This is a genomic window from Serratia oryzae (genome assembly GCF_001976145.1).
Classification (GTDB): Bacteria; Pseudomonadota; Gammaproteobacteria; order Enterobacterales; family Enterobacteriaceae; genus Chania; species Chania oryzae.
Window position 1 is genome coordinate 43,809 of the sequence record NZ_MOXD01000013.1, and the last position, 26,028, is coordinate 69,836.

Below are 26,028 nucleotides of genomic sequence, written 5' to 3' on the forward strand. Positions count from 1 at the left end.
TAACAATACTGCATTTCTGGCTCTGTCACCATTCCCCTTCGGCCCTTATGCTGATAACCAACCCGCATCTCTACCCTTTAGGAGCTTTTCTATGCTGGATTCAGCCTTTGTCAGTTACGTTACCGTGATGTCGATTACCCCCGGCCCCAACAACCTGTTGCTGGCCTCCTCCGGCGTCAACTTTGGTATTCGTCGCACCTTGCCAATGGTGTTTGGCATCGTGGCAGGCTGTGCCGTGCAGCTCGCGCTGACCAACACGCTGCTGGCCGTGGCCCTCAGTTGGGTGGGCGCTATCCGCTTCCCGTTGGCCGTCGTGGGCTGTACCTATCTGCTGTGGCTATCGTGGAAGCTGTTCAAAGCCGCTTCACCGGATGCCAAGCAGCAGGCACAGCCAATGCGCTTTATCAATGGCGCGCTGTTTCAGGCCATCAACCCGAAGGTCTGGCTGATGGCGATTAACGTGGCGATCCTGTTCGCCCCGCGCGAAGGAGCCACGCTGAGCCAAACGCTGCTGATCATAGCCGGCTTCTGCATAGTGAATATTCCCTGCATTCTGGTTTGGGCATTGATGGGCGATCGGCTGCGCCACGCGCTGCGCGTGACCTGGAAGCTGAGATTATTTAACACGCTGATGGCAGGTTTGATGGCCACAACCGCATTGTGGCTGCTGTTTGATGAATGGCGTACTGCCTTCGCTTAAGGCTTTTGCGCACCGAGTGGAGAGAGGCGGGAGGGTTGTTTAGCCCCGATACCGGCCAGCAGTTCGGTCACCGACAGCACCATGGTGGAACGCACCATCTGCTGGTAACGCTGGTGCTGCATGGCAATCAGCGATTCATCCGCTTCGCCAGGTTGCAGGAAGGTTGGCACCGGCGGCAAGGCGCTGACACAGTGCAATTCACTGAAAGGGCCAAGGATTTCGTCATCGATAAAGCGGTATTCCGAGCCATCGTGATTCAGCTCTTCACGCATCGCCATCAGCAGTTCGGCATCTTCATACTCGTGGCGTGAAATCACGCCCAAGCCATACATCAGCTTGAGACGGACCGAAAGCTCACCCAGCGGCCCTTCGCCGGACAATAAGGGCTCGACGGCATATTTCACCGCGTAGTCATCTTTGCGGAACACTTGAACCACCAGTATGTTAAGCGCTTCTGCCAGCAGATCGACCGCTGCAATCAGAAAACTGCGCACCGTCTTACCTGCGTTCAGTTTTTCCAGAACTTTATTTTCAAATGCCTGTGCTTGTTCCATCATCGCTTTTCGAATGGCGTGGGAAGAGTACTTTAACACTCTATTGTTCATCAATCGTTGCCACTAACCAGGCTTCGTTGACGCGATCCGTTGGCGAACGGACTGCGCAGCGTACACGGAGTCAGTACAGAGGTCGAGCATCACTCTCGTGCAAGGCTCACCCGTTCCCTCTCCTTTGAGGAATGGAATAGAGTGAGGGGGAGCACACCGCACTCAATCCCCTCACCCCAACCTGCTTAGCGCTGCTGCATGGCGTTATAGGCAGCGACCGCTTCGCTCACCACGGCGCTGTCAGCCGGTAAACCGGAGATTTGCGCCAGCGCGGCCTGTGGCCCCAGCGTTGCCAGCAGTTCTACCAGCTCTTTGGCCTGCGGATCCTGTTCACTGCGATAGCTCATGGCGGCAGCAATGCCCTGGATCAGATTGGCGTGTGGTAGGCCGTATTCCAGCGTGCCCAACAGCGGTTTGATCAGGCGATCGCCCGCGCTCAGCTTACGCAGCGGCTGGCGGCCAACGCGCTCTACGTCATCGTGCAGGTACGGGTTTTCAAAGCGTGACAGGATTTTGTTGATATACGCCGCATGCTTGTCGGCCTCAAAACCGTAACGCTTGATCAGCACCGCGCCGCTCTCTTCCATCGCACCTTTCACCGTTTGGCGAATCGCCGGATCGAGGATGGCATCGCGGATGGTCAGTAAGTTAGCCTGCTGGCCAAGATAGGCGGTGATCGCATGGCCGGTGTTGAGGGTAAACAGCTTGCGCTCAACGAACGCCATCAGGTTGTCGGTCAGTTCCATGCCAGCAATTGCCGGCGGCTGGCCTTTAAACTGAGTTTGATCGACAATCCATTCGCTGAAGGTTTCTACCGTCACTTCCAGCGGATCGTTGCTGCCCGCTTCTGCAGGCGGCACGATGCGGTCTACGGCGGAATCGACAAAGCCGACATGCTGCTCAACCCAGGCCTGCTCATCCTGCGGCAGCGCATCGAACACGTGCTGCTTCAGTTGGCTGGTGCCGCGCACCATGTTCTCGCAGGCGATGATGTTCAGCGGCTGGGTATTCCCTTGCTGATGGCGTTTAACCAGCCCTTTGGCGATCGTCCCGGCGATCCTCGCCAGGATCTGCGGGCCCACGGCGGTGGTCACGATATCCGCAGTCGCGATCAACGCCACCACCTCTTCGCTGCCGCTGTTGACGGCGCTGACGTTGTTCACGTTCTCAACCCGCGCCTGCTCACCCACCACATGCACCTGGTAGCTTTTGCGTTTGTTCAGCTCATCCAGCACCGTCTGGTTAACATCAGCAAAAGTCAGTTCGGCATGTGCATCGGCGAGCAGTTTGCCGATAAAACCACGGCCGATATTCCCGGCTCCGAAGTGTAATGCTTTCATAGTCCTACCTTATTAATGTAGAAGGGTGCAGCAAGCTGCACCCTTTAAAATGATTCTGTTTTATCAGGCTTTCTTACCGCCAAGCAGATCCAGCACTTCCTGCACGCTAGTGGTGTTCGCCAGCCGCTCAATCACGCTTTCGTCATCCAGTGCATTGGTCAGGCTGGTGATCACCTGGATATGTTCGTTGTTGCGTGCCGCGATACCGATCACCAGGCGCGCCACTTCATCTTCTTCGTCACCGAAACGCACGCCGTGTGGATACTGGCAGAACACCACGCCGGTGCGCAGCACGCGGTCTTTGGCTTCGATGGTGCCATGCGGCACGGCAATCGACTCGCCCAGGTAGGTGGAAGTCAGCTTCTCACGCTCCAGCATCGCCGGAACATACTCAGGCTCAACGTAGCCGCCTTTCACCAGTTGCTCACCCGCAAAACGGATTGCCTGTTCTTTGTCGGTGGCATGCAGGTTCAGGAACACGTTGCTTTCGCTCAGTTTGAACAGGTTCTGCTCACCGGCTTCAAAGCTATCGTCCAACGTGGCGATTACTTTCTGCTCGGTTTCGCTGGTTTTGTTTGCCGCCACCAAACGCGCGGTCAAATCGTTATACAGTTGGCTGTCGAGGAAGTTGGTCAGCGAGATGTGCTGGGCCTGCGGCGCATGGCGCATCGCACGCTCGGTGAGATCGCGGTGAGTAATCACCAGATCAACATCTTCCGGCAGGTTGTTGATCGCGCAGTTGGTCACGGAGATCTGCTTCAACCCGGCGTCTGCTACTTTCTTACGCAGCACACCGGCCCCCATGGCGCTGGATCCCATACCGGCGTCACAAGCCACGATGATTTTACGCACGGTGCTCAGATCGCCATCTACCGCAGCATTAGCCGCTGGCTGGCCACCTTTGGACTGAGCTTTCATGTCCTGCATACGACGGGTTGCTTCTTCCAGATCGTCTTCTTCCTTCACTTTTGACGTTTTCAGCAGGAAAGAAGAAACCACGAAGGAGACCAGGAAGGCCGCGAAGATCGCCATCAGGTTGGCGAAGTAGGCACCTTTTGGCGTCATGGCCAATACCGCCAGGATAGAACCGGGAGACGCTGGGGACACCAGGCCGCCGTTCAGCACGGTCAGGGTGAACACACCGGTCATACCGCCCAGAATAACCGCCAGGATCAGACGTGGGTTCATCAGCACATAGGGGAAGTAAATCTCGTGAATACCGCCCAGGAAGTGGATGATTGCCGCACCGCCCGCAGACTGCTTGGCGCTGCCGCGGCCGAAGAACATATAAGCCATCAGCACACCCAGACCCGGGCCTGGGTTAGCTTCGATCAGGAAGAAGATTGACTTACCGGCTTCGGTAGCCTGCTGGATACCCAGCGGCGAGAAGATACCGTGGTTGATGGCGTTGTTCAGGAACAGGATTTTCGCTGGTTCGACGAAGATCGAGGTCAATGGCAGCAGGTTGTTGACCACCATGATATGCACGCCAGCCGCCAGAATCTTGGACAGCGCTTCAACCAACGGGCCAATGGCGAGGAAGGCGAGGATCGCCAACAGCATACCGATGATACCGGCAGAGAAGTTGTTGACCAGCATCTCGAAGCCGCTTTTGATCTTGCCGTCTACCCAACGGTCAAAATGTTTGATCGCCCAGCCGCCCAGCGGGCCAACAATCATCGCACCGAGGAACATCGGCATATCGGCCCCGACGATCACCCCCATGGTGGTGATCGCACCCACCACACCACCACGCTCGCCGCCCACCAGCTTACCGCCGGTGTAACCGATCAGCAGTGGCAGCAGATAGGTGATCATTGGGCCAACCAGCTTGGCTAGCGTTTCGTTAGGTAACCAGCCGGTAGGAATGAATAACGCGGTGATGATACCCCAGGCGATGAATGCGCCAATGTTGGGCATCACCATATTACTCAGGAAACGGCCAAAGTTTTGCACTTTAACCTTCATATCTGGTGAAAACATAAAACACACCCCTATTGTTACGCGCTGACAATAAGAGCGCGTGAAAATTGTTGTAACGTTCCAGCCATGTTGATGCTGTCTGCGAAACGGACTCTACCACGCTCTTTTTACTGCGCGAACCTCCCGGAAAAATTGTGACAAAAATCACACATACAACCCCAACAACCGGGCATTTATAGTGATTAAGATCACATTTATGCGGTGTAAAAAAAGCACAGCAGGTTGTTAATCGCACAAAACGCAGTGAAAATGAGATATTTATCACATTTTGTCTTCGGGAATTTGTTCTTATATTGTGACATAAATCACAATTTATTTTACATACGCTAACCAGGCCATAACCAGAAAGCGCATTTTCCCTAGAGAAACCCACTCTCCCAGCGTTAGCCGTAGAGCGAATGAAAGAAAACTACATTAAAAGAATTGATGGTTCGGTGGTATTCCACCTAGTTGAAGTGTAGTACAGAAGTGCTGAGGGGAGGTGCGGCAAGTCATGAGAAAAAATGGGCGTTATGTGGGTGGGCCAACACGTTGGCCCACCCACATCTTCAATGCGCAGCGGCATTTTCGCCCTATTGCATTACCGCCTGCACGGCTTTTTGTGCGTTCAGAAAATCGGGCTGCTTGGCCACCAGGCTCGCCATCATGCTGTTGTACTGCGTCGCCTGCTGCTGGGTGCGGAACTGCACGCCACCATTGTTGAAACTGACCTGATTACCCTGCGCCTGGAGGAAATCGCCGACCTGCACCAGATCCTGCACAAAGCTGGTGGTGGTTGGAATGGCTGGCATCAGGGCATTGGCCGGTGCGGTGACAATCTTGTCATAGACCTGGCCGTAAACCGCTTTCAGATCGTCCGGCTGTTTCAATGCCGCACGCGCGTTATCCGCCTGCGACTTCGCCGACTGGATCTGCTGCCCCAACAGATTCAGCGCCCCTGTCGACTGCTTCAGGGTATCTCGCTTGATCATGTAATCCTGCGCGGTGTGGATCTGGTTAATCTGATCCAGCACCGGAGTCAGACTCGCTTCAACCGACTTCGACAACTGCTGGGAAAAACCGACCAAAATAGCGTAATCACCGGCATAGTTACCGAATTTCTGTTTCTGATCTTCGCTCAACGTCGGGATGCTCACGCCGCTGCGCATAACCGTATTCTGCAAGTAATCAACGAATGCCTTGCGCTGCTCTGGCTCTTTATCGCCGCAGGCGGTCAGTTGCATAACCACCAACAATGCCAACACCGGTGCCAACCAACGCGCGAAACCTCTGCTCTGGATCCCTACCGCCATGTGACATAACTCCTGTTGATAAACGTACTTTATAGACTCCATACCTGTTACTGCTTTCCCTGCGCCCCACCTTATCGTCGCTAACCGCAAATTCTTCAGGGGGCTATAAGAATAGATCAACTGAATGCGATGCGATACGCGATTCGGCTTTCTGGGCACATTCAGGCGCTAAAAGCATCGTTTTAATGGGCAACGGCGGATAAAAGGATGTTGCGATGAAGATGAAACAGGGCCAGATCTCTCCGGCCCTGATAACTGCTAAAACACCAGCGCCTGCCCGTCTTTACGGCTTTCGGTGGCCGCAATATAGAACCCCTGCGGATCGCGGATAATCGCCTGCGCCCCGCCGAAGCTGTAGGTCTGCAGCGGATCTTCCAGCACCACGTTGTGGCCCATGGCCCGCAGCGCCGCCAGCGTATTACGATCCATCGAAGGCTCGACGATCACCTCACGCCCGGCGACGATCCGCCAGCGCGGTGCGTCGATCGCCGCCTGCGGGTTCTGCTTATGCAGCATAATACGCAGCGCCATCTGCAAGTGCCCCTGCGCCTGCATCGGCCCGCCCATCACGCCGAACGACATCAGCGGCTGCCCATGGCCATCCAGGGCGAACGCCGGAATAATGGTATGGAACGGGCGCTTGTTGCCCGCCACCACGTTCGGGTGTTGTTTATCCAAGGAAAAACCGGCGCCACGGTTTTGCAGGCTGATACCGGTGCCCGGCACCACCACGCCTGAACCAAAGCCCATATAGTTCGACTGAATAAACGACACCATCATGCCGTTCGCATCGGCGGTAGAAAGATACACCGTGCCGCTCTGCGTCGGCGCGCCGAAGGTAAAGTCACCGGCTTTTTGTGGATCGATCAGCGCCGCACGCGTTTTCAGGTAGCTGTCGCTCAGCAAACGCTCGGCAGGGAATTCCATGTGTTCTTCGTCGGCCACATAGCGATCCAGATCGGCCAGCGCCAGCTTCATAGCCTCGATCGACAAATGCAGCCACGCCACAGAATCCGGCTGATAGCGGCCGATATCCCACTGTTCAAGAATACCCAACGCAATCAGCGTAGCGATCCCTTGGCCGTTAGGCGGCAACTCATGCACCGAGCCACCGGCAAACGGGCGCGAAATCAGCTCAACCCAATCGGCCCGATGATTTCTCAGATCGTCCATACTCAGCGCCGCGTTATGCTCGCGGGCAAACGCCACCATTCTTTCCGCCAATTCGCCACGGTAAAACGCCTCGCCCTGAGTGGCGGCAATTTTTTCCAGCGAAGTAGCCTGATCCGGGTTACGGAACAGCTCACCGGCGCGCGGTGGCTGGCCGTTAGGCGCAAAGCAGGCGCTAAAACCCGGCTGATCGCGCAGCTTGCTGTAGCCCCGCTGCCACAGCGCACCGATCAACGGAGAAACCGGGAAACCGTTGCGCGCGTAATCGATGGCAGGCTGCGCCAGCGTGGTGAGCGGCAGAGTCGCAAAGCGCTCCGCCAACGCCACCCAGGCGGAAACCGCACCCGGCACCGTTACCGCATCCCAACCCAGCTCCGGCATCGCCTGCCGCCCGGCAAAGGTTTCTGGCGACCAGGCACCCGGCGCACGGCCAGAGGCATTTAACCCATGCAGCTTTTTGCCGTCCCAAACGATGGCAAACGCATCGCTGCCGATACCGCAACCGGTAGGTTCCACTACGGTTAAGGCGATGGCGGTGGCGATCGCCGCATCCACCGCATTGCCGCCCTGTTGTAGCATACGCAACCCGGCCTGCGCCGCCAGCGGCTGCGAGGTGGCTACCGCATTGGCTCCCATCATCGGCACGCGCCAGGATGGGTAACCCTGGCTAAAATCCCATTCTCCACTCATCACTCTTCCTTTTTGTCAGTCGTTACGCGGATCGAGCGCGTCACGCAGCCCGTCACCCAGCAAATTGAAGCCCTGCACGGTGAGAAAAATGGCGATCCCTGGGAAAATCGACATCCAAGGCGCCTGTTCCAGATAACCCTTTGCCGTATTCAGCATCGCCCCCCACGAAGGATTGGGCGGCTGCTGGCCCAGCCCGAGAAACGACAGGCTGGCTTCGGTAATAATCGCGGCGGCGATCGCCAGCGTGGCCTGCACCAGAATCGGCGACATCACGTTGGGCAACACATAGCGCAGCACGATCCAGCGGTCCGGCAGGCCGATGGCGCGTGCGCCGTCGATATACTCCTCATGGCGGATCGCCAACACCTGGCCACGCGTCAGGCGGGCGAAAATCGGCATCGCCGACAGGCCAATGGCGATCATTGCATTGCCGAGGCTCGGGCCGAGAAAGGCCCCCAGCGCAATCGCCAGGATCAGGAACGGGCAAGCCAGCAGCGCCTCGATAACGCGTGAAATCACGCCGTCCCAAATTCCCTGCCAGTAACCGGCAATCAGGCCGAGCGGCACGCCAATCACGATGGCAATCAGCACCGAAATACAGCCCGCCAGCAGCGAAGTGCGCGCCCCCCAGATAAGACGAGATAAGATATCCCGCCCCAGTTCGTCGGTGCCGAGCCAGTACAGCTCCGACGGTGGCTTACGCACCGCCAGGAAGTTGGCTTTCACCGGATCGAACGGGGCCAGCCAGGGTGCCAGCAGCGCCAGCGCCACAAACAGCAGCACGATCGCCGCCCCTATCATCGCGCTTTTATTGGCGAGAAACTTTTTCAGCACCCGATTTTTCGGCGCGCGCAGCGGCGCGGCCGTGACCGCACCAGAAACCAAAACTTCACTCATGGTCAGCCTCGCATTTTCGGGTTAATCAGCACGTAGAGCACGTCCGCCAACAGGTTCAGCAGCAGGAAACCGATCGCCACCACCAGCACCACGCCCTGCACCACCGCGTAATCACGGTTAAACACCGAATCGACAATCATCTTGCCAAAGCCGGGCAGCGTGAATACCTGTTCGGTCAGCACCGCGCCCCCCAGCAGTTCGCCAAACAGCAGCGTGGTCAGGGTGACGATCGGCACCAGCGCGTTGCGAAAGGCGTGTTTGAGGATCACCCGCAGCGGCAGCAGCCCTTTAGCCCGCGCGGTGCGGATATAGTCGGCCTTCAGGACGGTAATCATCGAAGCGCGGGTATGGCGCATCAGCGTGGCTGCCAGACCGGTGCCCAGCACCAGCGCAGGCAGCAGCAGAGTTTTGAGATTCTGCGGAATGCTCTCACTGAGCGGCACATAGCCCGAGGCGGGCAGCCACTGTAAATGCACCGAGAACAGCAAGATCATTAAAATCCCCAGCCAGAAATGCGGCACCGAAATCCCCGAAAGCGCCACAAAGTTGGTGGTGTGATCGACCCAACTGTCTTTACGCACTGCCGCAATAATCCCCATGCCGATCCCCACCAGCAGCGCCACAATCATCGCCAGCAGCGACAGCTCCAGCGTGACCGGCAGTTTGCTGATAATCAGCTGCGTGACCGGCTCTTTGGTACGCAGCGAAATGCCTAAATCACCGCGCAGCGCGTTGCCTACCCAGTAAAAATACTGTGCCGGGATCGGATCGTTGAGGTGATATTCCTCGCGCAGCTGCGCGATCACCTCCGGATCGCGCTCTTCGCCCGCCATGGCTAACACCGGGTCACCGGGCAGCAGCTTTTGCAGCGAGAACACCATAATGCTCACCAGCAGCAGCGTGGGGATGGCCAGCAGCAGGCGTTTGCAGATCAATTCAACCATCAGTGCTTCTCCGCTGGCCTTCAGAGCGCCATTTTCACGTCGGCAAGGCGCACCAGGCCGTCCGGCCAGGCCTTAAAACCTTCCAGCTTTTTATTCAGGCCAAAGATGCGCGGCTCAAAATAGAGGTAGGCAATCGGCATATCGATGTTCAACTGCTTCACCACTTTGTCATACAGCGCCTGGCGCGCCGCCGGATCGTTGGTCTGGCGCGCCTGCGTCAGCCATTCATCGACCTGCGGATTGCTGTAGCCACCGTCGTTAAGCGTGCCTTTGCTGTGAACAAACGAGAAAATGCTGCCATCGGGATCCGGCCGCCCTGACCAGCCTGACAGGCTGAGCTGGTATTCGCCGCGCTGTTGACGATCGAGCAAGGTAGCGAACTCATTCATCTGCAGGTTGAGGTTAAAACCGGCCTCGCCCACCATCGCCTGAAGCACCTGGCCCACCTGCTGTGAAGCCGGGTTATTGGTTACCAGCAGCGTCACGTCAAGCGGCGTCTTTACTCCCGCCGCCGCCAGCAAGGCTTTGGCCTTCTCGACATCACGTGGCGCAATCGGCATGTTGACGTGGTAAGGGCTAACGGTGGAAATCCCCTGATTGGCCGGGGTAAACAGCCCTTCAAACGCCACCTGATTCAGCGCATCGCGATCGATCGCCAGCGAGAAGGCTTCACGCACCCGCGCATCTTTGGCGAACAGGTTGTTAGGGTCGACCTTACCGTTGGCAATGTTAAAGGTAATGCCCTGATAGCCCAGGCCGATCACCTTGGCCAGGCTCAGTTTGGGATCGGCTTCCACGGTTTTCACATCGCTGGCGGCAATCCCTTCCGTCAGTTCGAGATCGCCAGAGCGCAGGTTAGCCAAACGCACCGAGGCGTCGGGGATGGGCAGGAACACCACCTTATCGAAGTGGTAGGCAGACTTGTTCCAGTAGTTTTCGAAGCGCTTAAGCACGATGCGATCCTGCTGCACGCGGCTGTCAAACTGGTACGGGCCGGAACACACCGGGTGGGCAGTGAAATCCGCTTTGGCAGCGGCTTTCGGTGCCAACATCGCTCCAGCACGATCGGTAAATTGGCTGAGCAGCGCCGCGTCGGCGGTTTTCAGGTGCAACACCACCTGATAAGGCCCGGTCACCTCGATGGACTCAATGGAAGAGATTTCGCTTTTGCGCAGCGATCCCGGCAGGGTTAATGCCCTTTCGAGATTGAATTTCACCGCCTGGGCGTCGAATTTTTCCCCATCGTGGAAAGTGACCCCTTGGCGCAGATTCATGGTGAGGGTCTTGCCCTCATCGCTCCATGCCCAGTCGGTGGCCAACCCCGGCACAATCTTCAGGTTTTCATCAATATCCACCAGCCGATCGCACATCGCCGCAAATACGAAGCGGCCATAGTAGGTGCGCGCCAGGTGCGGATCCAGCATGTCTGGATCGGCCCCTAAGCCAATACGTATCGTGCTTTCTGCCTGTGCCTGAACGCAGGCTCCTGTCAGCAGCAGGCCACCGAGCGCACTCAATACAATATGACGTCCTTTCATCGCTTCACTTCTCCATAGGGGTTGATGATTTTTGATTAACTGCCTGCTCAAACAGCGCGCGGCGGCGTAAAAAGGCGGATGACGGTGGGGCAATTTCAATCACACTGCGATCGCGATTAATCTCTTGCCAGCGATGGCAAGCCACCTGACGACCACCCGCTAATACCTGATTAATAGGTTCATGTTGACGGCATTCATCGCGAACGTGCGGGCAACGGGTGTGAAAACGGCATCCGCTGGGCGGCGCGGCCGGGTTCGGCAAATCGCCCTGCAGCATCGGTATGTCGCGCTCCACGCCGGGCTTTAGCTGCGGCGCACAGGCGATCAGCGCCTGGGTATAGGGGTGCAGCGGCGCGTCGAAAATCTCATCGACGCTGGCCAGTTCGACGATCTGCCCGAGGTACATCACCGCCACGCGATCGCTCATATGGCGGATCACCGCCAAACCGTGCGCCACGATCACCATGGTCAGGCCAAACTGTGATTTCAGGTTCTCCAGCAGATTAACCACCTGCGCCTGCACCGACACATCCAGCGCAGAAACCGGCTCATCCCCCAGCAGCAGTTTGGGGCCACTGGCCAGCGCGCGGGCAATGCCGATGCGCTGGCGCTGGCCGCCGGAAAACTCGTGCGGATAGCGCTGAGCCCAGGCAGCGGGCAGGCCGACGGTGCGCAGCAGTTGATGCACTTTTTCCTGGCGATCGCGGCTCGACAGCGACTCATGCAGCCAGATCGGCTCACCCACGATGTTTTCTACCGTCATGCGCGGGTTCAACGAAGCAAACGGATCCTGAAAAATAATCTGTAGCTCCCGGCGCAGCTGATTCAGCCGGGTGCCGCTGGCGTGGGTAATCTCTTCCCCCTGATAAAACACCTGCCCGTGGCTGGCCGCGAGCAGACGCAGCAGCAGGCGGCCGAGCGTCGATTTACCGGAACCGGACTCACCGACGATCGCCAAGGTTTCGCCGGGCATCACTTGCAGCGAGACGCGATCAACGGCGGTTACCTGTTTGTTACGTTTAAACAGCGACGTGGGGCCGCTAAAGGTTTTGCTCAAATCGGTACAGGCAAGAATAGGCGTTGTCATATTGATGCTCCCTGAGCCACGGAATGTTCCAGCGGGGCGCGGAAACAGGCCACCTGATGCTGCGGATTCAGCACTTGCAACAGCGGTTTTTGCTGATGGCAACGTACTTCGGCAAACGGGCAACGGGTGGCAAAACGGCAGCCTGCGGGCATCTGTTCCGGTAGCGGCACGTTGCCAGGAATGGTCGCCAGCTTGGCGCTGCGGGCACCGAGGCTGGGGATCGACCCCATCAAACCGATGGTGTAAGGGTGTTGCGGATCGTTAAACACCTCTGCCACTTCGCCGCTTTCCACCACCTGCCCGGCGTACATCACCGCCACCCGCTGCGCCACTTCGGCCACCACCCCCAAGTCGTGGGTGATCATCAGCACCGCGGTGCCGGTTTCCTGCTTCAGCCGGTTGAGCAACACCAGGATTTGCGCTTGGATAGTGACGTCGAGGGCGGTGGTCGGTTCATCGGCAATCAGCAACTGCGGGTGGTTGATCAACGCCATGGCGATCATCACGCGCTGGCGCATGCCGCCGGAAAGCTGGTGTGGGTAAGATTTCAAGCGCATTTCCGCTGCCGGAATCTGCACCTTTTCCAAAATCTCCAGCGCCACATCCATCGCTTCGCGGCGGCTGCAATTACGATGGCGCATCACCGCTTCGCTAAGCTGATCGCCGAGCGTAAACGCCGGATTGAGCGAGGTCATCGGCTCCTGAAAAATCATCGCCATCTGGTTGCCGCGCAGATCGGCGTATTCGCGAGGGCTTAACTGACGCAGATCGTGATGATTGAAATACATCTCACCACCGTTGACCTGGGCGCTGCTAGGCAATAATCCCATCAGCGCCAGCGAGGTAATGCTCTTGCCACAGCCGGACTCCCCCACCAGTGCCAGCGTTTCCCCCGCGTGGACGGTGAGTGAAATATTATCCAGCACCGTGACCGGTGAACCGCTGAACTGGACGTTAAGATCCTGCAGGCGCAGCACCGGAGCGCTGGCGGAAGAAAGGCTCATGGCAGCTCCTCGTCACCCACGTTGATCGCTTCAAGCAGCGCCTGCTGCAGCGCCAACAGGTGCTCACGCATCGCCTGCGCGGCCTCCACCGGCTGGCGCGCCGCAATGTGCTGAACCAAGCGAACGTGGTGATGGTCATAATTTTCCAGCCGCGCTGGCGTGCGCGCCTGCACGCGCAGATGCTGCCAGGCGGGTTCACGACGCACGGCGTCAATAGCATCAAACAGGCTGAGCATCAGGCGGTTGCCTGCGGCTTCGGCAATGGCGCGGTGAAAGGCGCTGTCCCACAGCTCATGTTGATCGCTATCGTTCAGCGTGATGTTATGCATACGCTCTAACAAGCGCTGCATCAGGGCGATCTGCTCTTTGCTGGCGCGCAGTGCCGCTAAACGCGCCAAACCTGGCTCCAGTTGGATCCTCGCTTCCATCACCTCCAGCAGGTTGGACTGCTGCGGCAAATCCTGTAATTGCAGCGGCTGCACCGGCGCTGCCGGGCCGACAAAGGTTCCCTTACCCTGCTTGCGCCAGATCCGCCCTTCCTCTTCCAGCACGTTCAACGCCCGGCGGATCTCACGCCGCCCCACGGCAAAACGCTCCGCCAGCTCGCGTTCGGTGGGCAGGGCCAGATCGGGCTGAATGTCGTCTTGCTGCAGCAATTGACGAAGTTTTTCCAATGCGGAACTGGAGTTTGCGGTATGGCCAGCCATCTCATCCATTTATTGGTTCGCCTATAAATCAATCAAAAAAAGAGATTAAAAAAGATTTTTGTTACATATAAGTTAAAATTAAGTTATCACACGGCTATTAATCGCACAACATGCGTTATTAATACATAAGCAAGAAAAGAACCAATTTTTATTGGTTCAAGATGGAAAGCGTAGATTTCCAGTTAATGCATTGAATTAAATGATAATTATATTCAGGAGTAAGCAGGACAAAGAGAGAGGCTCTTGAGGCAAAGCGGCCAGCAGCGCACCAATCAAGGGCATGGATGCTGCATTAACGTGCACGGCTGCTCTGTTTTCTGGCATGAGAAATAGATGTAACAACGGCGCCATAAGGCGCCGTTGGTTCATTTAAACAATACGTTATACCCGTCGTACTTCAATTTAGGGTAATTACTGCAGCACCGAAATATCCGCTACCTGCAGGAACAGCTCGCGCAGCTTGCTCAGCAGCGTCAGGCGGTTCACGCGCACCGCATCATCTTCTGCCATCACCATCACGCCATCAAAGAAGGCATCGACGGTTTCGCGCAACGCAGCCAGTTCCACCAACGCTTCCTGATAACGGCCTGCGGCGAAGTCTGGTTGCAGCTTGTCGCGCAGCACCACCAGGTGAGTCGCCAGCTTGAGTTCGGCCGGTTCTTTCAGCACCGAAGCACGCACCTGATCCAGCAGAGTATCGGTGGATTTCGCCAGAATATTAGAGACACGCTTGTTGGCCGCCGCCAGTGCCGCCGCCTCTTCCAAGGTGCGGAAGTGGGTGACCGCCTTCACGCGCGCGTCAAAATCCGCCGGTTTGGTTGGGCGACGCGCCAATACCGCCTGAATGGTGTCTACCGCGTGGCCTTCTTCCTGATACCAGGCGCGGAAACGGCCCAGCATAAAGTCGACAACCTCGTCCACCGCCTTGGCGTTAGTCAGCTTGCTGCCGTACAGGCGCACGGCCTCTTCGGTCAGGGTTTGCAGATCCAGCGGCAGGTTTTTCTCAACGATGATACGCAACACGCCCAGCGCGGCACGGCGCAGAGCAAACGGGTCTTTATCGCCTTTCGGATGTTGCCCGATGCCGAAGATACCGGCCAGGGTGTCCATCTTGTCGGCAATCGCCAAGGAACAGGCCACCAGCGACTGCGGCAGTTCGTCACCGGCAAAGCGCGGCTGATACTGTTCGTTCAGCGCAACGGCAACGTCTTCTGCTTCACCGTCGTGGCGCGCGTAGTGCATGCCCATCACGCCCTGAGTGTCGGTGAATTCGAACACCATGTTGGTCATCAGATCGCACTTCGACAGCAGCCCGGCGCGCGTGGCATGGTTGACGTCCGCGCCAATCTGCCCGGCAATCCAGCCAGCCAGCGCCTGAATGCGGTCGGTTTTGTCGCGCAGGGTACCCAACTGCTGTTGGAACAGCACGGTTTCCAGACGCGGCAGGTGGTCTTCCAGGCGTTTTTTGCGATCGGTATTGAAGAAGAACTCGGCATCGGCCAAGCGCGGGCGCACCACCTTCTCGTTACCGGAGATGATTTGCTGCGGATCTTTCGATTCGATGTTAGCCACGAAGATAAAGTTCGGCAGCAGCTTGCCCGCAGCGTCGTACACTGGGAAATACTTCTGGTCGCCCTTCATGGTGTACACCAGCGCTTCTGCCGGTACCGCCAGGAATTTTTCTTCGAACTTGGCGGTCAGCACCACTGGCCATTCCACCAGCGAGGCCACTTCTTCCAGCAGGCTTTCGCTCAGATCGGCTTTGCCGCCGATCTTCTGTGCTGCCAGTTCGGCGTCACGCTTGATCAGCGCTTTACGAACTTCGTAATCGGCAATCACTTTACCGCGCTCTTGCAGGATCTGCGGGTATTGATCGGCGTTGTCGATGGTGAACTCCGGCTCACCCATAAAGCGGTGGCCGCGCAGCGTGCGCGCAGAATCAATGCCCAGCACGGTGCCAGGGATCAGCTCCGCCCCCAGCAGCAGGGTGACCGTGTGCACCGGGCGCACGAACTGGGTGTCTTTATCGCCCCAGCGCATCAGTTTCGGGATCGGCAATTTGGCCAGCGCGGTGCTCACCATGCCTGCCAGCAGTTGCTGCGCAGACTGGCCCGGCACATGAGCGCGATACAGCAGCCATTCGCCTTTGTCGGTTACCAGGCGCTCGGCCTGATCGACGGTGATCCCGCAACCGCGCGCCCAGCCTTCGGCCGCTTTGCTCGGTTGGCCGCTGGCGTCGAAGGCCTGAGCGATCGCCGGGCCACGTTTTTCAACTTCGCGATCGGCCTGCGCAGCGCTCAGGTTGGCTACTTTCAGCGCCAGGCGGCGCGGCGCAGCGAACCAGCTCACGGCACCGTGTTCGAGGCCGGCGTTATCCAGCTCGGCGGTAAAATTGGCGGCAAACGCTTCTGCCAGTGAACGAAGAGCCTTCGGCGGCAGCTCTTCCGTGCCGATTTCCACCAGGAAAGTCTGTTGAGTCATGGCTGCCTCTGTTATTTCTTATGACACATTGGGAAGCCCAGCGCTTCACGGGAAGCGTAGTAGGCCTCGGCAACGGCTTTAGTCAGCGTGCGGATACGCAGAATATAGCGCTGGCGCTCGGTCACCGAGATCGCCTTGCGTGCATCCAGCAGGTTGAAGGTGTGGGCAGCCTTCAGGATACGTTCGTAAGCTGGCAGCGGCAGGGGTTTCTCCAGCGCCAGCAGGGTTTGCGCTTCCTTTTCGTACTGCTCAAAGCAGGTGAACAGGAAATCGACATCGGCGTATTCGAAGTTATAGGTGGACTGCTCTACTTCGTTCTGGTGGAACACATCGCCGTAGGTGGTGATGCCCAATGGGCCATTGCTCCACACCAGATCGTAAACGCTGTCCACACCCTGGATATACATCGCCAGGCGTTCCAGGCCGTAGGTGATCTCGCCGGTTACCGGTTTGCACTCCAGGCCGCCGACCTGCTGGAAGTAGGTGAACTGCGTCACTTCCATGCCGTTCAGCCACACTTCCCAGCCCAGGCCCCAGGCGCCGAGCGTCGGGTTTTCCCAGTTGTCTTCTACGAAGCGGATATCGTGAATGGTCGGGTCCAGCCCCAGCTCTTTCAGCGAGCCTAGGTACAGTTCCTGAATGTTTTCCGGCGATGGCTTAATCACCACCTGGAATTGGTAATAGTGTTGCAGGCGGTTCGGGTTTTCCCCGTAGCGGCCGTCGGTCGGGCGGCGTGATGGCTGCACGTAGGCGGCAGCCATCGGCTCCGGCCCCAGTGCGCGCAGGCACGTCATCGGGTGAGAGGTTCCCGCGCCGACTTCCATGTCCAATGGTTGAACGATGGTGCAGCCTTGGCGCGCCCAATAGTCCTGCAGTGTCAGGATCAGGCCCTGAAAGGTCTTGGTATCAAACTTTTGCATGTTGAATTCGCACGCGATACAAGTGGATTTAGATGGAATGCGTCAGTATACCCGTTGACCGTAAGATATACAGCCCGAATCCCGCAACAAGTGTGAATCATTGATCTGGCGGCGGCAGGATCAGGCCACTTTAGGTTTCGGCATCCGGGAGCACCGGCCTGATCAGTTGTAACTCCGTCCCCAGCCTGATGGCATGCTTGGCGTTGGTCACGCCCAGCTTTTTTACCGCGTTGCCGATATGATATTTGACCGTAGTCAGCTTGATCCCCAACAGGGCGGCAATTTCCTGATAAGGCTTCCCCACGCTGGCCCAATAAATAATCTCATTCTCACGTTTTGAAAAAATCTCTTGGTTATTCATTTTTTCAAAATAGGCCTTACCTTTCAGCTCTTGGTAAAACGTGGTGAGTTTTTCATGTGCGTTCAGCAACAGCATCTGAAGTTTATGCTTATTATTCTCTATTTCTTCTATAATACCGCTGCTCTGTTTATCTATCAGAATAGAGAGCACCACAAGATTATGGTTATAATCATGCAGGACAAAGGTATAACCATTAATAATGCCGTAATTCTTGGCCATGTCGAAAATGCGTGATAGCTTCAGCCCGGAGCTTATCATGATATTCTCATCCCAAGGGAACGGCGTTACCCGCTTTGCAGCAGCGATAAGAACCGGATCGATAAACTGATAGTTGTTTGCTTTATAAACGTCAAACCATTCTTTTTTATTAGAAATAATTGCAAGATTCGCCGGGTTTCTTTTATTCATTATGGCATAGACGAAATTTATGTTTTTATACTCAGCCAGCTTTCTTTCTAAATAGCTCTTTATGGTGGCATTAATAAAGTCATTATTGAAGAATAAATCAGACACTGGCCACCTCCTTATAAACCCGATAGAAACAAAGTCCTAATATAGCCGATGAGTTTCACTATCGGTACATCTACGCACTAAAATCCGCGAAAAACAATCAGACCCAGGGTGAAAAAGTGGGAAGGGTTAACGAGGTGAGGGGATAATCGATAGACACCAAGAAAGGCCGAGGAAAACACCCTATCTCTCGATATACGTTTCACAGAACAAGCAAAAATTTCCCTGGTGCTGAGCAAATGGTTGATGCTGAAATTGGTTTTTTATCAGTATGTTATCGCTAGTCTATGACTTTAGGCTGTTTATAACATTAAGAGTACATAATGACTATACAAAAGTACAGTCACTACCTGTACTTTTTCCTGTCAGATGCATCGGAAATTTTTTCATCATCAAGATAAACAGGGTCTTGTCGGCAAGGCCCTGTTTTTGTTGCGATCAGAACCGTGCGCTGATCCCGACGTTATACATAAATTGTTCACCGCTGCTCAATCCGCCGGTTTGCGAAACCGAGGTGAAAGCTGCGACCTGCTCGGTCAGCGGCATATTGGCCCCTAACGTCACATTGACCCAGTCTTTATCCTGGCTGGCACTGTCGCGGGTAAAGGAGGTCTGGGTGGATTTCAGCCCGCCCCCTGCGCGATAGACATCGTCACCAAACTGGTGCTGATAGCTCACCTCAGCATACGGGTTGACCTTCCCCAGTTGCGCATCCAGCCGCCACCCTAGGGCGGCAATCTGTGAACGGTAGGTCTGATCGTTGAAACGCATCGCGGTACTGTCGTTACCATCTTCGCTGTAGCCAGAGACGTTGCTGTAATCCCAGGCAAACTGCGCCAGCGGCCCGGTAGTCAAAGAGGAGGTCAGCGGAAAGTCATAGCCGCCGGTTACGCGCGCGCCCCACTGTTTACCCGAGGTCGAGCCGGTTTCGGTTCGCGTTAGCGACCCCAATAACATGCTGCGGCGGATGTCGTCGTAATTCATCGTCATATAATGCACATCAGCGTTGACCCAACCCTGCTCAAACAGCGATAAGGCACTGAAAGCAGAAAACAATACGCCGCGTGCTTTGTATTCATAGCGGCTGGAAGGTTGCTGATCGTCGTTGGAACCGGCCAGCAGCGCGCCGATCAACCAGTCATCCGTCAGCTGATAATCCACCCCTACCGTCAGATTATGCGTGGTGGCACTGCCCTCATCCGCCACCAAATTCCCCGAGTAGTCATAGCGTTGACCGGCATAGCCCCCGAACACGCCCAATGAGCCTGGTGGATTATGGCTGGAACGCAACTGCTGAAAACGGCTGTCGAGGGTGGCGCGGCTGTCTCGCGCCATCGCCGCCGTCGCTTGATTAAGTGCCACCGCCTGCGCCGGGCCATCGAGCACCGCCTGAATATAATCAGCAATCAGTTGGTGCGCCTGCGGGCTAGGATGGAGATGATCGGCAAACAGATAAGACTGGCTAGCATCAAAACCGGGCGTTGACGAATCGCATACCGCCGCTGACACCCCTGCCGGGCAAGCCATCCCGGCGGTATTGGTGAAACCGAACTGCCCCGGATTGGCAATCGCCTCATTGAATAGCTGATTGACATCAACACGCACGATATTGCCACCGCCCTGCACCAGCAAGCGCTCTTCGCTCCGATTATAAAAATCGGTCAATTGCCCGGCCTGTGCGCTCAGGCTGTCAAAGGCGGCAATCAGTTGCGCGGCGATCAATTGCTGCACCTGCGGATTGGCGCTGCCCTGTGCCGCAGCGGCGCTCAGCGCCTGATGAATTGCTTGCTGACGCGCCGCGTTATCCGGTATCGCTAGCGAATTGAGCGTAGCATAGGCTGCCTGTACCGCAGCACCCTGTACCGGAGAAAGCGCCTGCTGGATGAGCAACTCCATCAGCAGCGGTGTAGAACCGATATTCGGCACCGTCGGCACAATCACCGTTCCGGCACCAGCATTCAGTAGAGTATGTACCTGTGCCGCCGCCGCTGCGGCGCTAACATAGGCCACTTCAGATGCAGTTGCCGGGTTCATGGCTGCCGCCGCTAAATCATTACCGCCGATCCAATGGATATAGAGCCCGTTACTGTCCGCTTGGCCATTCACTCGCGCCAGATAACGCTGTACCTGATCCTGAGTATTGTCCGCCGGGTTGAGGGCCGGTATCGCCACACCACCGCCCGCCGCATAGTTATAGCCACCGTTGTCAGAGGCGAGCAGCGCCGCACCAATCCGCTGGGCAAGTGCTTCGTCATAAAGTTGATGTTGGCGGCTGTCGTAAGTAAACCGGCCATTGTTGCCCGTATCACTCAGGCTGTCGCCAAACACATAAAGCTGATCATAAGCCTGTGCTGGCGCAGCAAGACAAAACGCCAAAGCCACTGCAAGCACCGCCGGGCGCAATGTAGAGAGGGTTTCTAGAGGCATGAATAGACTCCTCAGAGTCAGCAAATGAATAAAATGACATTTTTATCGTTGACCGTTATCTTGCAGCCATGCAGTAAATATTGCGGGCTTTCACATTACGTCAAGTCAAGTGACGACAAAACAATCAAAAGCTTGCCAACCAGCACGATTCTGGCGATGATTACCTGTAAATAAATACAGCACAAGGAGCAGTAGCATGGCCATCGAGCGTTGCGGTTGGGTAACGGCAGACCCGTTGTATCTGGAGTACCACGATCGGGAATGGGGCACCCCCACCACCGATGCACGAGAGCTGTTTGAAATGCTGTGCCTAGAAGGGCAGCAGGCGGGGCTTTCCTGGATCACCGTCCTGAAAAAGCGCGAAAACTATCGCCGTGCCTTTCATAATTTCGACCCGCAACGCGTTGCCGCCATGACTGAGCAGGAGGTGGAAACTCTGTTGCAGGACAGCGGCATCATTCGCCACCGGGGTAAAATTGAAGCCATTATTACCAATGCCAAGGCCTATTTAGCCATGGAAGCGGCGGGGGAAGACTTCGTTACCTTTATCTGGGGTTTTGTCGATGGCAAACCTCTGCTGAACCATTGGCAAGCGCTGAGCGACGTTCCGGCAAAAACTGAACTTTCCGATGCCATGTCCAAGGCGCTGAAAAAACGCGGCTTCAAATTTATCGGTTCCACCATCTGCTATGCCTTTATGCAGGCCAGTGGCTTGGTGAACGATCACCTCACCTGCTGTTTCAGCCACCCAAAGCAGCGCAGGGCGTAATCCGCACCGCCCGCTCGGCTGACATCGAACCTCTGATGACGCTGTGGCTGGTAAGTACGACCCAGGCGCATCCATTTATTGCGGCAGAGTATTGGCAAGAGAGTGCTCAACTGGTGCGCGAAAGCTATCTGCCGCGCGCAACCAACTGGGTTTATCTGTGTGGCGGGCAGATCGTCGGTTTTATCAGCGTGCTGAATGAGCGTTTCATTGGTGCACTGTTTGTTCAGCAGGAATTTCATGGCAAAGGGATCGGCCAAGCATTGATGACTTACGTGCAGCAGCGTCACACCTGGCTGAGCCTGGAAGTGTATGAGCAGAATCTGCGCGCCTGCGCGTTTTACCGCAGGCAGGGCTTTCGCCAGATACAGCGCCTGTTCAACCAGGAAACCCAAGCTTATACGCTGATCATGAACTGGGACGCTACCGATCTGCCGGATGCCTAACCATTAGAGCAGGGCTGGCTTTGTCATCTCTGCCCGCTTCTGGTAATTTGGCGGCACACCTTGTCTACGGGATCCAGAATGTTTACCCATATCGCCTTATCCTCGCTCAATGGCCTCGAGTTGATGGTGTATAACTACGTCATCAAGAATAAAGACCAGGTGATGTATATGACCATTCGCGAGCTGGCCGATGGCGCACAGGTGTCGACCACCACGGTACTCCGTTTTTGCAAGAAAATGAATTTCAGCGGTTATTCAGAGTTTCGTATTCGCTTTAAATTGTATCTGGAGCAAGAAGAAAAATTATTATTAACCTCCGGCGTCAGTGAAATTGTCAGCTTCTTTAAAAGTATTAATAACGAAGAGTTCGAACAATTAATCGCCCGTGCGGCACAACATATTGCCGCAGCGGAAAGAATTCTCTTCGTCGGTGCAGGAACCTCAGGCACGCTGGGTAAATACGGCGCGCGATTTTTCTCCAACGTCGGGAAGTTCAGTAACTATATTGATGACCCTTATTATCCCATCAGCACCAATATGTATAAAGATGCCGTAGCGATTATTTTATCGGTCTCGGGGGAAACACCAGAAATTCTCAAGCTGGCTAGCCAGTTCAGCCTGCATAATTGCAAAATCGTCAGCATTACCAACAGCGATACCAGTTCACTGGCACGGATGGCTGACTTTAACCTCTCCTACCATATGCCACAGATACTGATCGCCAGTGAGTATGATATTACCACTCAGGTCCCGGTTATTTACATCCTCGAATCTATCGGTAAAGAATTAGCCAAAAAAATGGGGCATTAAAAAGTATATTCCCGTGGGCCAATGCCTAGGTTACAACACAACGGATATAACACCCTGTTTTTTAAATGTGACAAATCACGTTTATGCTATTTCGTTATATCGTGACATTGCCTTTTTATTTGCTACTATCTGCCCAGAACAGCCCCATTCCCTGACCAAGACCATATATATACCCGAGATTTCTGTACCCTACAGATGGAGTTAGATTTATGGCAATTAATTATGCTGACTCAGCCAGAGAGATCGTGCGCCTGATTGGTGGTGATAATAACGTGATTAATATCACACATTGCGCCACACGTTTGCGATTTGTTTTAAAAGATAATACCCAAGCAGATAAAGAAACGCTCAAACGGGTACAAGGCGTCATTACCGTGATTGAGTCGGGTGGGCAATTGCAGGTGGTGATCGGCAACCACGTTGGCGATGCCTATCAGGAAGTGCTGAAGCTGATCAATATTGATGAACATGCAGCGACCAGCGCGCCCAACGTCGGCATCGTCAGCCGGCTGATGGATATCATCTCCAGCATCTTTGCCCCGTTCCTGTATCCGCTGGCAGCCTGCGGAGTATTGCAGGGGTTAATTTCCCTGTTTGCCGTACTGGGCTGGATGGATCCGGCCAGCGGCACCTATCGCATCCTGAACTTCGTTTCTTGGACCGGCTTCACCTTCTTACCGGTAATGGTAGCGTTTACCGCAGCTAAAAAATTCAACGTGAACCCGTTCACAGCGGTAATTGCCGCCTGTGCACTGGTGTCACCGGACTATCTGCATATGCTCACCGCCAATAAAATCCTGCTGGTGAACTCCGCCGATCCGGCCATGCAGGCGTTGATGAAAGAAGCGGTGAACAATCCGCAAATCGCTAAGGCGCTGGTGGATCTGGCCGGTATTCCGCTAAATGCCGATCCGCTCACCTTCCTCGGCATGCCGGTGCAATACCTGAGCTATACCGCCTCGGTGATCCCGATCATCCTGATGGTCTGGATCATGTCCTACGTACAGCGCTTCTTTGAGCGCTTGCTGCCGCTGGTGATCCGCAACCTGTTCACGCCGATGTTCTGCCTCGCTATCATGGTGCCACTGACGCTGCTGGCCTTTGGCCCGATCGGCAACATGATTGGGGGCGCAATTGGCGGCGTGTACAACACGCTGTATCACCTTAATCCGTCGATCGCCGGTTTTGTGGTGGGTGCGCTGTGGATGCCATTGGTAACGCTGGGCGTGCACTGGGGCATCACGCCGGTCACCGTTGGCAACTACGCGACGCTGGGGTACGACACCTTCACCGGCTTGCAGGCCTCACCCGTGTTCGCCATGGCGGGCGCGGTACTCGGCGTCTATCTGAAATCCAAAGATCCGGAAATGAAACGCGTTGCGCTGTCGGCGGGTATGACCGGCCTGTTTGGTATCACAGAACCAGCGATTTACGGCGTGGCGTTGCGCCTGAAGCGCCCGATGATTTGTGGCTGCCTGGCCGGGGCAATCGGGGGTTCCATCGCTGGGGCATTTAACGCGGTATCATGGAGTTACTGCCTGCCAGGAATCGCCGTGCTGCCAGTGTTTTTTAAAGCTGGGCATCTGCCACAGTTCCTGGGTTTTCTGCTGTCCATCTGCGTGGCCTTTGTTCTGGGTGCCGTATTTACCTATATAGCCGGATTCAAAGAGGATTTTCCTCTACCAGCGGCACCTGTTACCCAGCCTCAAATAGCATAAATTCATCGATACAAGGGAAGCTCAATTATGAAAAAACAGTTACCGGATGATTTCCTGTGGGGCGGCGCAGTGGCTGCACATCAGGTTGAAGGCGGCTGGGATCAGGGCGGCAAAGGCCCGAGCATCGTTGATGTACTGTCCAGCGGTGCTCATGGCGTTGACCGCACGATCACCGACGGTATTCAGCCGGGTTATCATTACGCCAATCACGACGCGGTGGATTTCTATCACCGCTATAAAGAGGACATCGCGCTATTTGCCGAAATGGGGTTCAAATGCTTTCGCACCTCCATTGCCTGGTCGCGTATTTTCCCCAACGGGGATGAGCATGAGCCCAATGAAGCCGGGCTGCAGTTCTATGACGAATTGTTTGATGAACTGCTGCAATATGGTATCGAGCCAGTGATTACGCTGTCGCATTTTGAGATGCCATGGCATTTGGTCAAAGAGTACGGTGGCTGGAAGAACCGCAAGCTGGTGGATTTCTTTCTGCGTTTCAGTGAGGTGGTGCTCAAGCGTTACCAGCACAAAGTGAAGTATTGGATGACCTTCAACGAGATCAACAACCAGCGTAACTGGAAGACGCCGCTGTTCGGTTATTGCTGTTCCGGGGTGATTTTTACTCAAGAACCTAACCCGGAAGAGTGTATGTATCAGGTGCTCCACCACCAGTTCGTCGCCAGCGCACAGGTGGTCAAACTGGGGCACGCCATTAACCCTGAACTGCAGATTGGCTGCATGATCGCCATGGTGCCGCTATATCCGTTCTCCTGCAATCCGGATGATGTGATGTACGCACAGGAGGCCATGCGGGAACGTTTCCTGTTTGGCGATGTGCATATGCGCGGCTATTACCCGTCGTACATCCTGCATGAATGGGAGCGCAAGGGGTATAACATCCAGATGCAGCCGGAAGATACCGCGCTGCTGCGCGAAGGTTGCGCGGATTATATCGGCCTGAGTTACTACATGAGTAATGCGCTACAGGCGGATGCCATGGGGGCTGGCACGGCGCTGGCCGGTTTTGAAGGCAGCGTACCGAATCCTTATGTGCAAGCATCAGACTGGGGCTGGCAGATCGATCCGGTTGGCCTGCGTTATACGCTTAATGTGCTGTATGAGCGTTATCAGAAGCCGCTGTTTATCGTCGAAAATGGCTTCGGTGCCGTAGATAAACCCGCAGCCGACGGCCAGATCCACGATGATTACCGGATCGCCTATCTGCGTTCGCATATCGAACAAATGAAAAAAGCGGTGATTGACGATGGTGTCGAACTGATGGGTTACACCCCATGGGGTTGTATCGACTGCGTTTCCTTCACCACTGGCCAGTACAGCAAACGCTACGGCTTTATTTACGTGGATAAACACGACGACGGCAGTGGCACTTTCGCCCGCGCGAAAAAACAGAGCTTTGACTGGTATCGCCGAGTGATCGCCAGCAATGGTGAAAGCTTAGCCTGACCCCCTTTCCCCTCTCAGCCAATTGAGAGGGGAACATTATCCTAAAGATCCCATTACCGTTGATAATTCAGCTTTTTCTGGTTTCCCTCCCCCTGATTGCCGGTTAGCTTCCGTCGTCATATTTGTAGGCGTTTTCTGCGATTGCAGATATTGACGCCATTTAAGGGA

General features: G+C 55.6%; 21 protein-coding genes. 6 read left to right on the plus strand and 15 right to left on the minus strand.

Translation table 11 applies throughout. The features are described 5' to 3' along the window. Positions 1 to 91: 91 nt before the first annotated feature. Complete coding sequence (locus tag BMI79_RS19530; protein WP_076943782.1) at positions 92 to 700, plus strand: LysE family translocator; 609 nt, start codon at positions 92 to 94, stop codon at positions 698 to 700. Here BMI79_RS19530 and BMI79_RS19535 read toward each other — a convergent pair. From BMI79_RS19535 to BMI79_RS19605, 15 genes are all read right to left on the minus strand, one after another. Beyond that, positions 697 to 1,257: an MltR family transcriptional regulator gene (locus BMI79_RS19535; protein ID WP_076943783.1), complete on the minus strand. Its 561-nt coding sequence runs from the start codon at positions 1,255 to 1,257 to the stop codon at positions 697 to 699. The genes BMI79_RS19530 and BMI79_RS19535 overlap by 4 nt on opposite strands. A gap of 233 nt (positions 1,258 to 1,490) precedes the next feature. Continuing rightward, positions 1,491 to 2,645, minus strand: a complete 1,155-nt coding sequence (locus BMI79_RS19540) for a mannitol-1-phosphate 5-dehydrogenase (RefSeq protein ID WP_076943785.1) — start codon at positions 2,643 to 2,645, stop codon at positions 1,491 to 1,493. 63 nt (positions 2,646 to 2,708) lie between these two features. Beyond that, positions 2,709 to 4,628, minus strand: a complete 1,920-nt coding sequence (locus tag BMI79_RS19545) for a PTS mannitol transporter subunit IICBA (protein WP_076943786.1) — start codon at positions 4,626 to 4,628, stop codon at positions 2,709 to 2,711. Positions 4,629 to 5,200: 572 nt separating this feature from the next. After that, positions 5,201 to 5,920: a DUF3053 domain-containing protein gene (locus tag BMI79_RS19550; protein ID WP_076943788.1), complete on the minus strand. Its 720-nt coding sequence runs from the start codon at positions 5,918 to 5,920 to the stop codon at positions 5,201 to 5,203. 258 nt (positions 5,921 to 6,178) lie between these two features. Then, positions 6,179 to 7,780 (minus strand): gamma-glutamyltransferase family protein, encoded by a 1,602-nt coding sequence (locus BMI79_RS19555; RefSeq protein WP_076943789.1) that lies wholly within the window; start codon positions 7,778 to 7,780, stop codon positions 6,179 to 6,181. Between the two features lie 15 nt (positions 7,781 to 7,795). Next, on the minus strand, positions 7,796 to 8,677 hold the full coding sequence (locus BMI79_RS19560; protein ID WP_076943791.1) for an ABC transporter permease: 882 nt from the start codon (positions 8,675 to 8,677) through the stop codon (positions 7,796 to 7,798). 2 nt (positions 8,678 to 8,679) lie between these two features. Next, the gene (locus BMI79_RS19565; RefSeq protein ID WP_076943793.1) at positions 8,680 to 9,621 is read right to left on the minus strand and encodes an ABC transporter permease; all 942 of its coding nucleotides are present in this window, start codon (positions 9,619 to 9,621) and stop codon (positions 8,680 to 8,682) included. 20 nt (positions 9,622 to 9,641) lie between these two features. Further along, positions 9,642 to 11,159 carry an ABC transporter substrate-binding protein gene (locus tag BMI79_RS19570; RefSeq protein WP_076943794.1) on the minus strand — a complete coding sequence of 506 codons (1,518 nt, stop codon included), beginning with the start codon at positions 11,157 to 11,159 and terminating at the stop codon, positions 9,642 to 9,644. A 4-nt stretch (positions 11,160 to 11,163) separates the two neighbouring features. Then, positions 11,164 to 12,246: an ABC transporter ATP-binding protein gene (locus BMI79_RS19575; protein WP_076943795.1), complete on the minus strand. Its 1,083-nt coding sequence runs from the start codon at positions 12,244 to 12,246 to the stop codon at positions 11,164 to 11,166. Then, entirely contained in the window at positions 12,243 to 13,250 is a 1,008-nt protein-coding gene (locus BMI79_RS19580) for an ABC transporter ATP-binding protein (protein ID WP_076943797.1), read from the minus strand. The genes BMI79_RS19575 and BMI79_RS19580 overlap by 4 nt, the downstream gene beginning before the upstream one ends. Further along, a complete protein-coding gene (locus tag BMI79_RS19585; protein WP_076943798.1) occupies positions 13,247 to 13,966 on the minus strand; it encodes a FadR/GntR family transcriptional regulator in 720 nt (239 codons plus the stop codon). The genes BMI79_RS19580 and BMI79_RS19585 overlap by 4 nt, the downstream gene beginning before the upstream one ends. 402 nt (positions 13,967 to 14,368) lie before the next feature. Next, a complete protein-coding gene (gene glyS / locus BMI79_RS19590) occupies positions 14,369 to 16,438 on the minus strand; it encodes a glycine--tRNA ligase subunit beta (protein ID WP_076943799.1) in 2,070 nt (689 codons plus the stop codon). An 11-nt stretch (positions 16,439 to 16,449) separates the two neighbouring features. After that, the gene (gene glyQ, locus BMI79_RS19595; RefSeq protein ID WP_076943801.1) at positions 16,450 to 17,358 is read right to left on the minus strand and encodes a glycine--tRNA ligase subunit alpha; all 909 of its coding nucleotides are present in this window, start codon (positions 17,356 to 17,358) and stop codon (positions 16,450 to 16,452) included. 130 nt (positions 17,359 to 17,488) lie between these two features. After that, complete coding sequence (locus BMI79_RS19600) at positions 17,489 to 18,232, minus strand: helix-turn-helix transcriptional regulator (protein WP_076943802.1); 744 nt, start codon at positions 18,230 to 18,232, stop codon at positions 17,489 to 17,491. A gap of 435 nt (positions 18,233 to 18,667) precedes the next feature. Then, positions 18,668 to 20,656 (minus strand): autotransporter outer membrane beta-barrel domain-containing protein, encoded by a 1,989-nt coding sequence (locus tag BMI79_RS19605; RefSeq protein ID WP_076943803.1) that lies wholly within the window; start codon positions 20,654 to 20,656, stop codon positions 18,668 to 18,670. 196 nt (positions 20,657 to 20,852) lie between these two features. Between BMI79_RS19605 and BMI79_RS19610 the strand changes: the two genes are divergently transcribed. The 5 genes from BMI79_RS19610 to BMI79_RS19630 all read left to right on the plus strand — a co-directional run bounded on the left by BMI79_RS19610 (position 20,853) and on the right by BMI79_RS19630 (position 25,860). Beyond that, positions 20,853 to 21,425 (plus strand): DNA-3-methyladenine glycosylase I, encoded by a 573-nt coding sequence (locus tag BMI79_RS19610; protein WP_076943804.1) that lies wholly within the window; start codon positions 20,853 to 20,855, stop codon positions 21,423 to 21,425. A 35-nt stretch (positions 21,426 to 21,460) separates the two neighbouring features. Further along, the gene (locus tag BMI79_RS19615) at positions 21,461 to 21,868 is read left to right on the plus strand and encodes an N-acetyltransferase (RefSeq protein ID WP_083704497.1); all 408 of its coding nucleotides are present in this window, start codon (positions 21,461 to 21,463) and stop codon (positions 21,866 to 21,868) included. 78 nt (positions 21,869 to 21,946) lie between these two features. After that, a complete protein-coding gene (locus BMI79_RS19620) occupies positions 21,947 to 22,678 on the plus strand; it encodes a MurR/RpiR family transcriptional regulator (RefSeq protein WP_076943808.1) in 732 nt (243 codons plus the stop codon). A 209-nt stretch (positions 22,679 to 22,887) separates the two neighbouring features. Further along, positions 22,888 to 24,396, plus strand: a complete 1,509-nt coding sequence (locus BMI79_RS19625; RefSeq protein WP_076943810.1) for a PTS transporter subunit EIIC — start codon at positions 22,888 to 22,890, stop codon at positions 24,394 to 24,396. A 24-nt stretch (positions 24,397 to 24,420) separates the two neighbouring features. Beyond that, positions 24,421 to 25,860 (plus strand): 6-phospho-beta-glucosidase, encoded by a 1,440-nt coding sequence (locus BMI79_RS19630; protein ID WP_095996162.1) that lies wholly within the window; start codon positions 24,421 to 24,423, stop codon positions 25,858 to 25,860. Positions 25,861 to 26,028 lie beyond the last annotated feature (168 nt).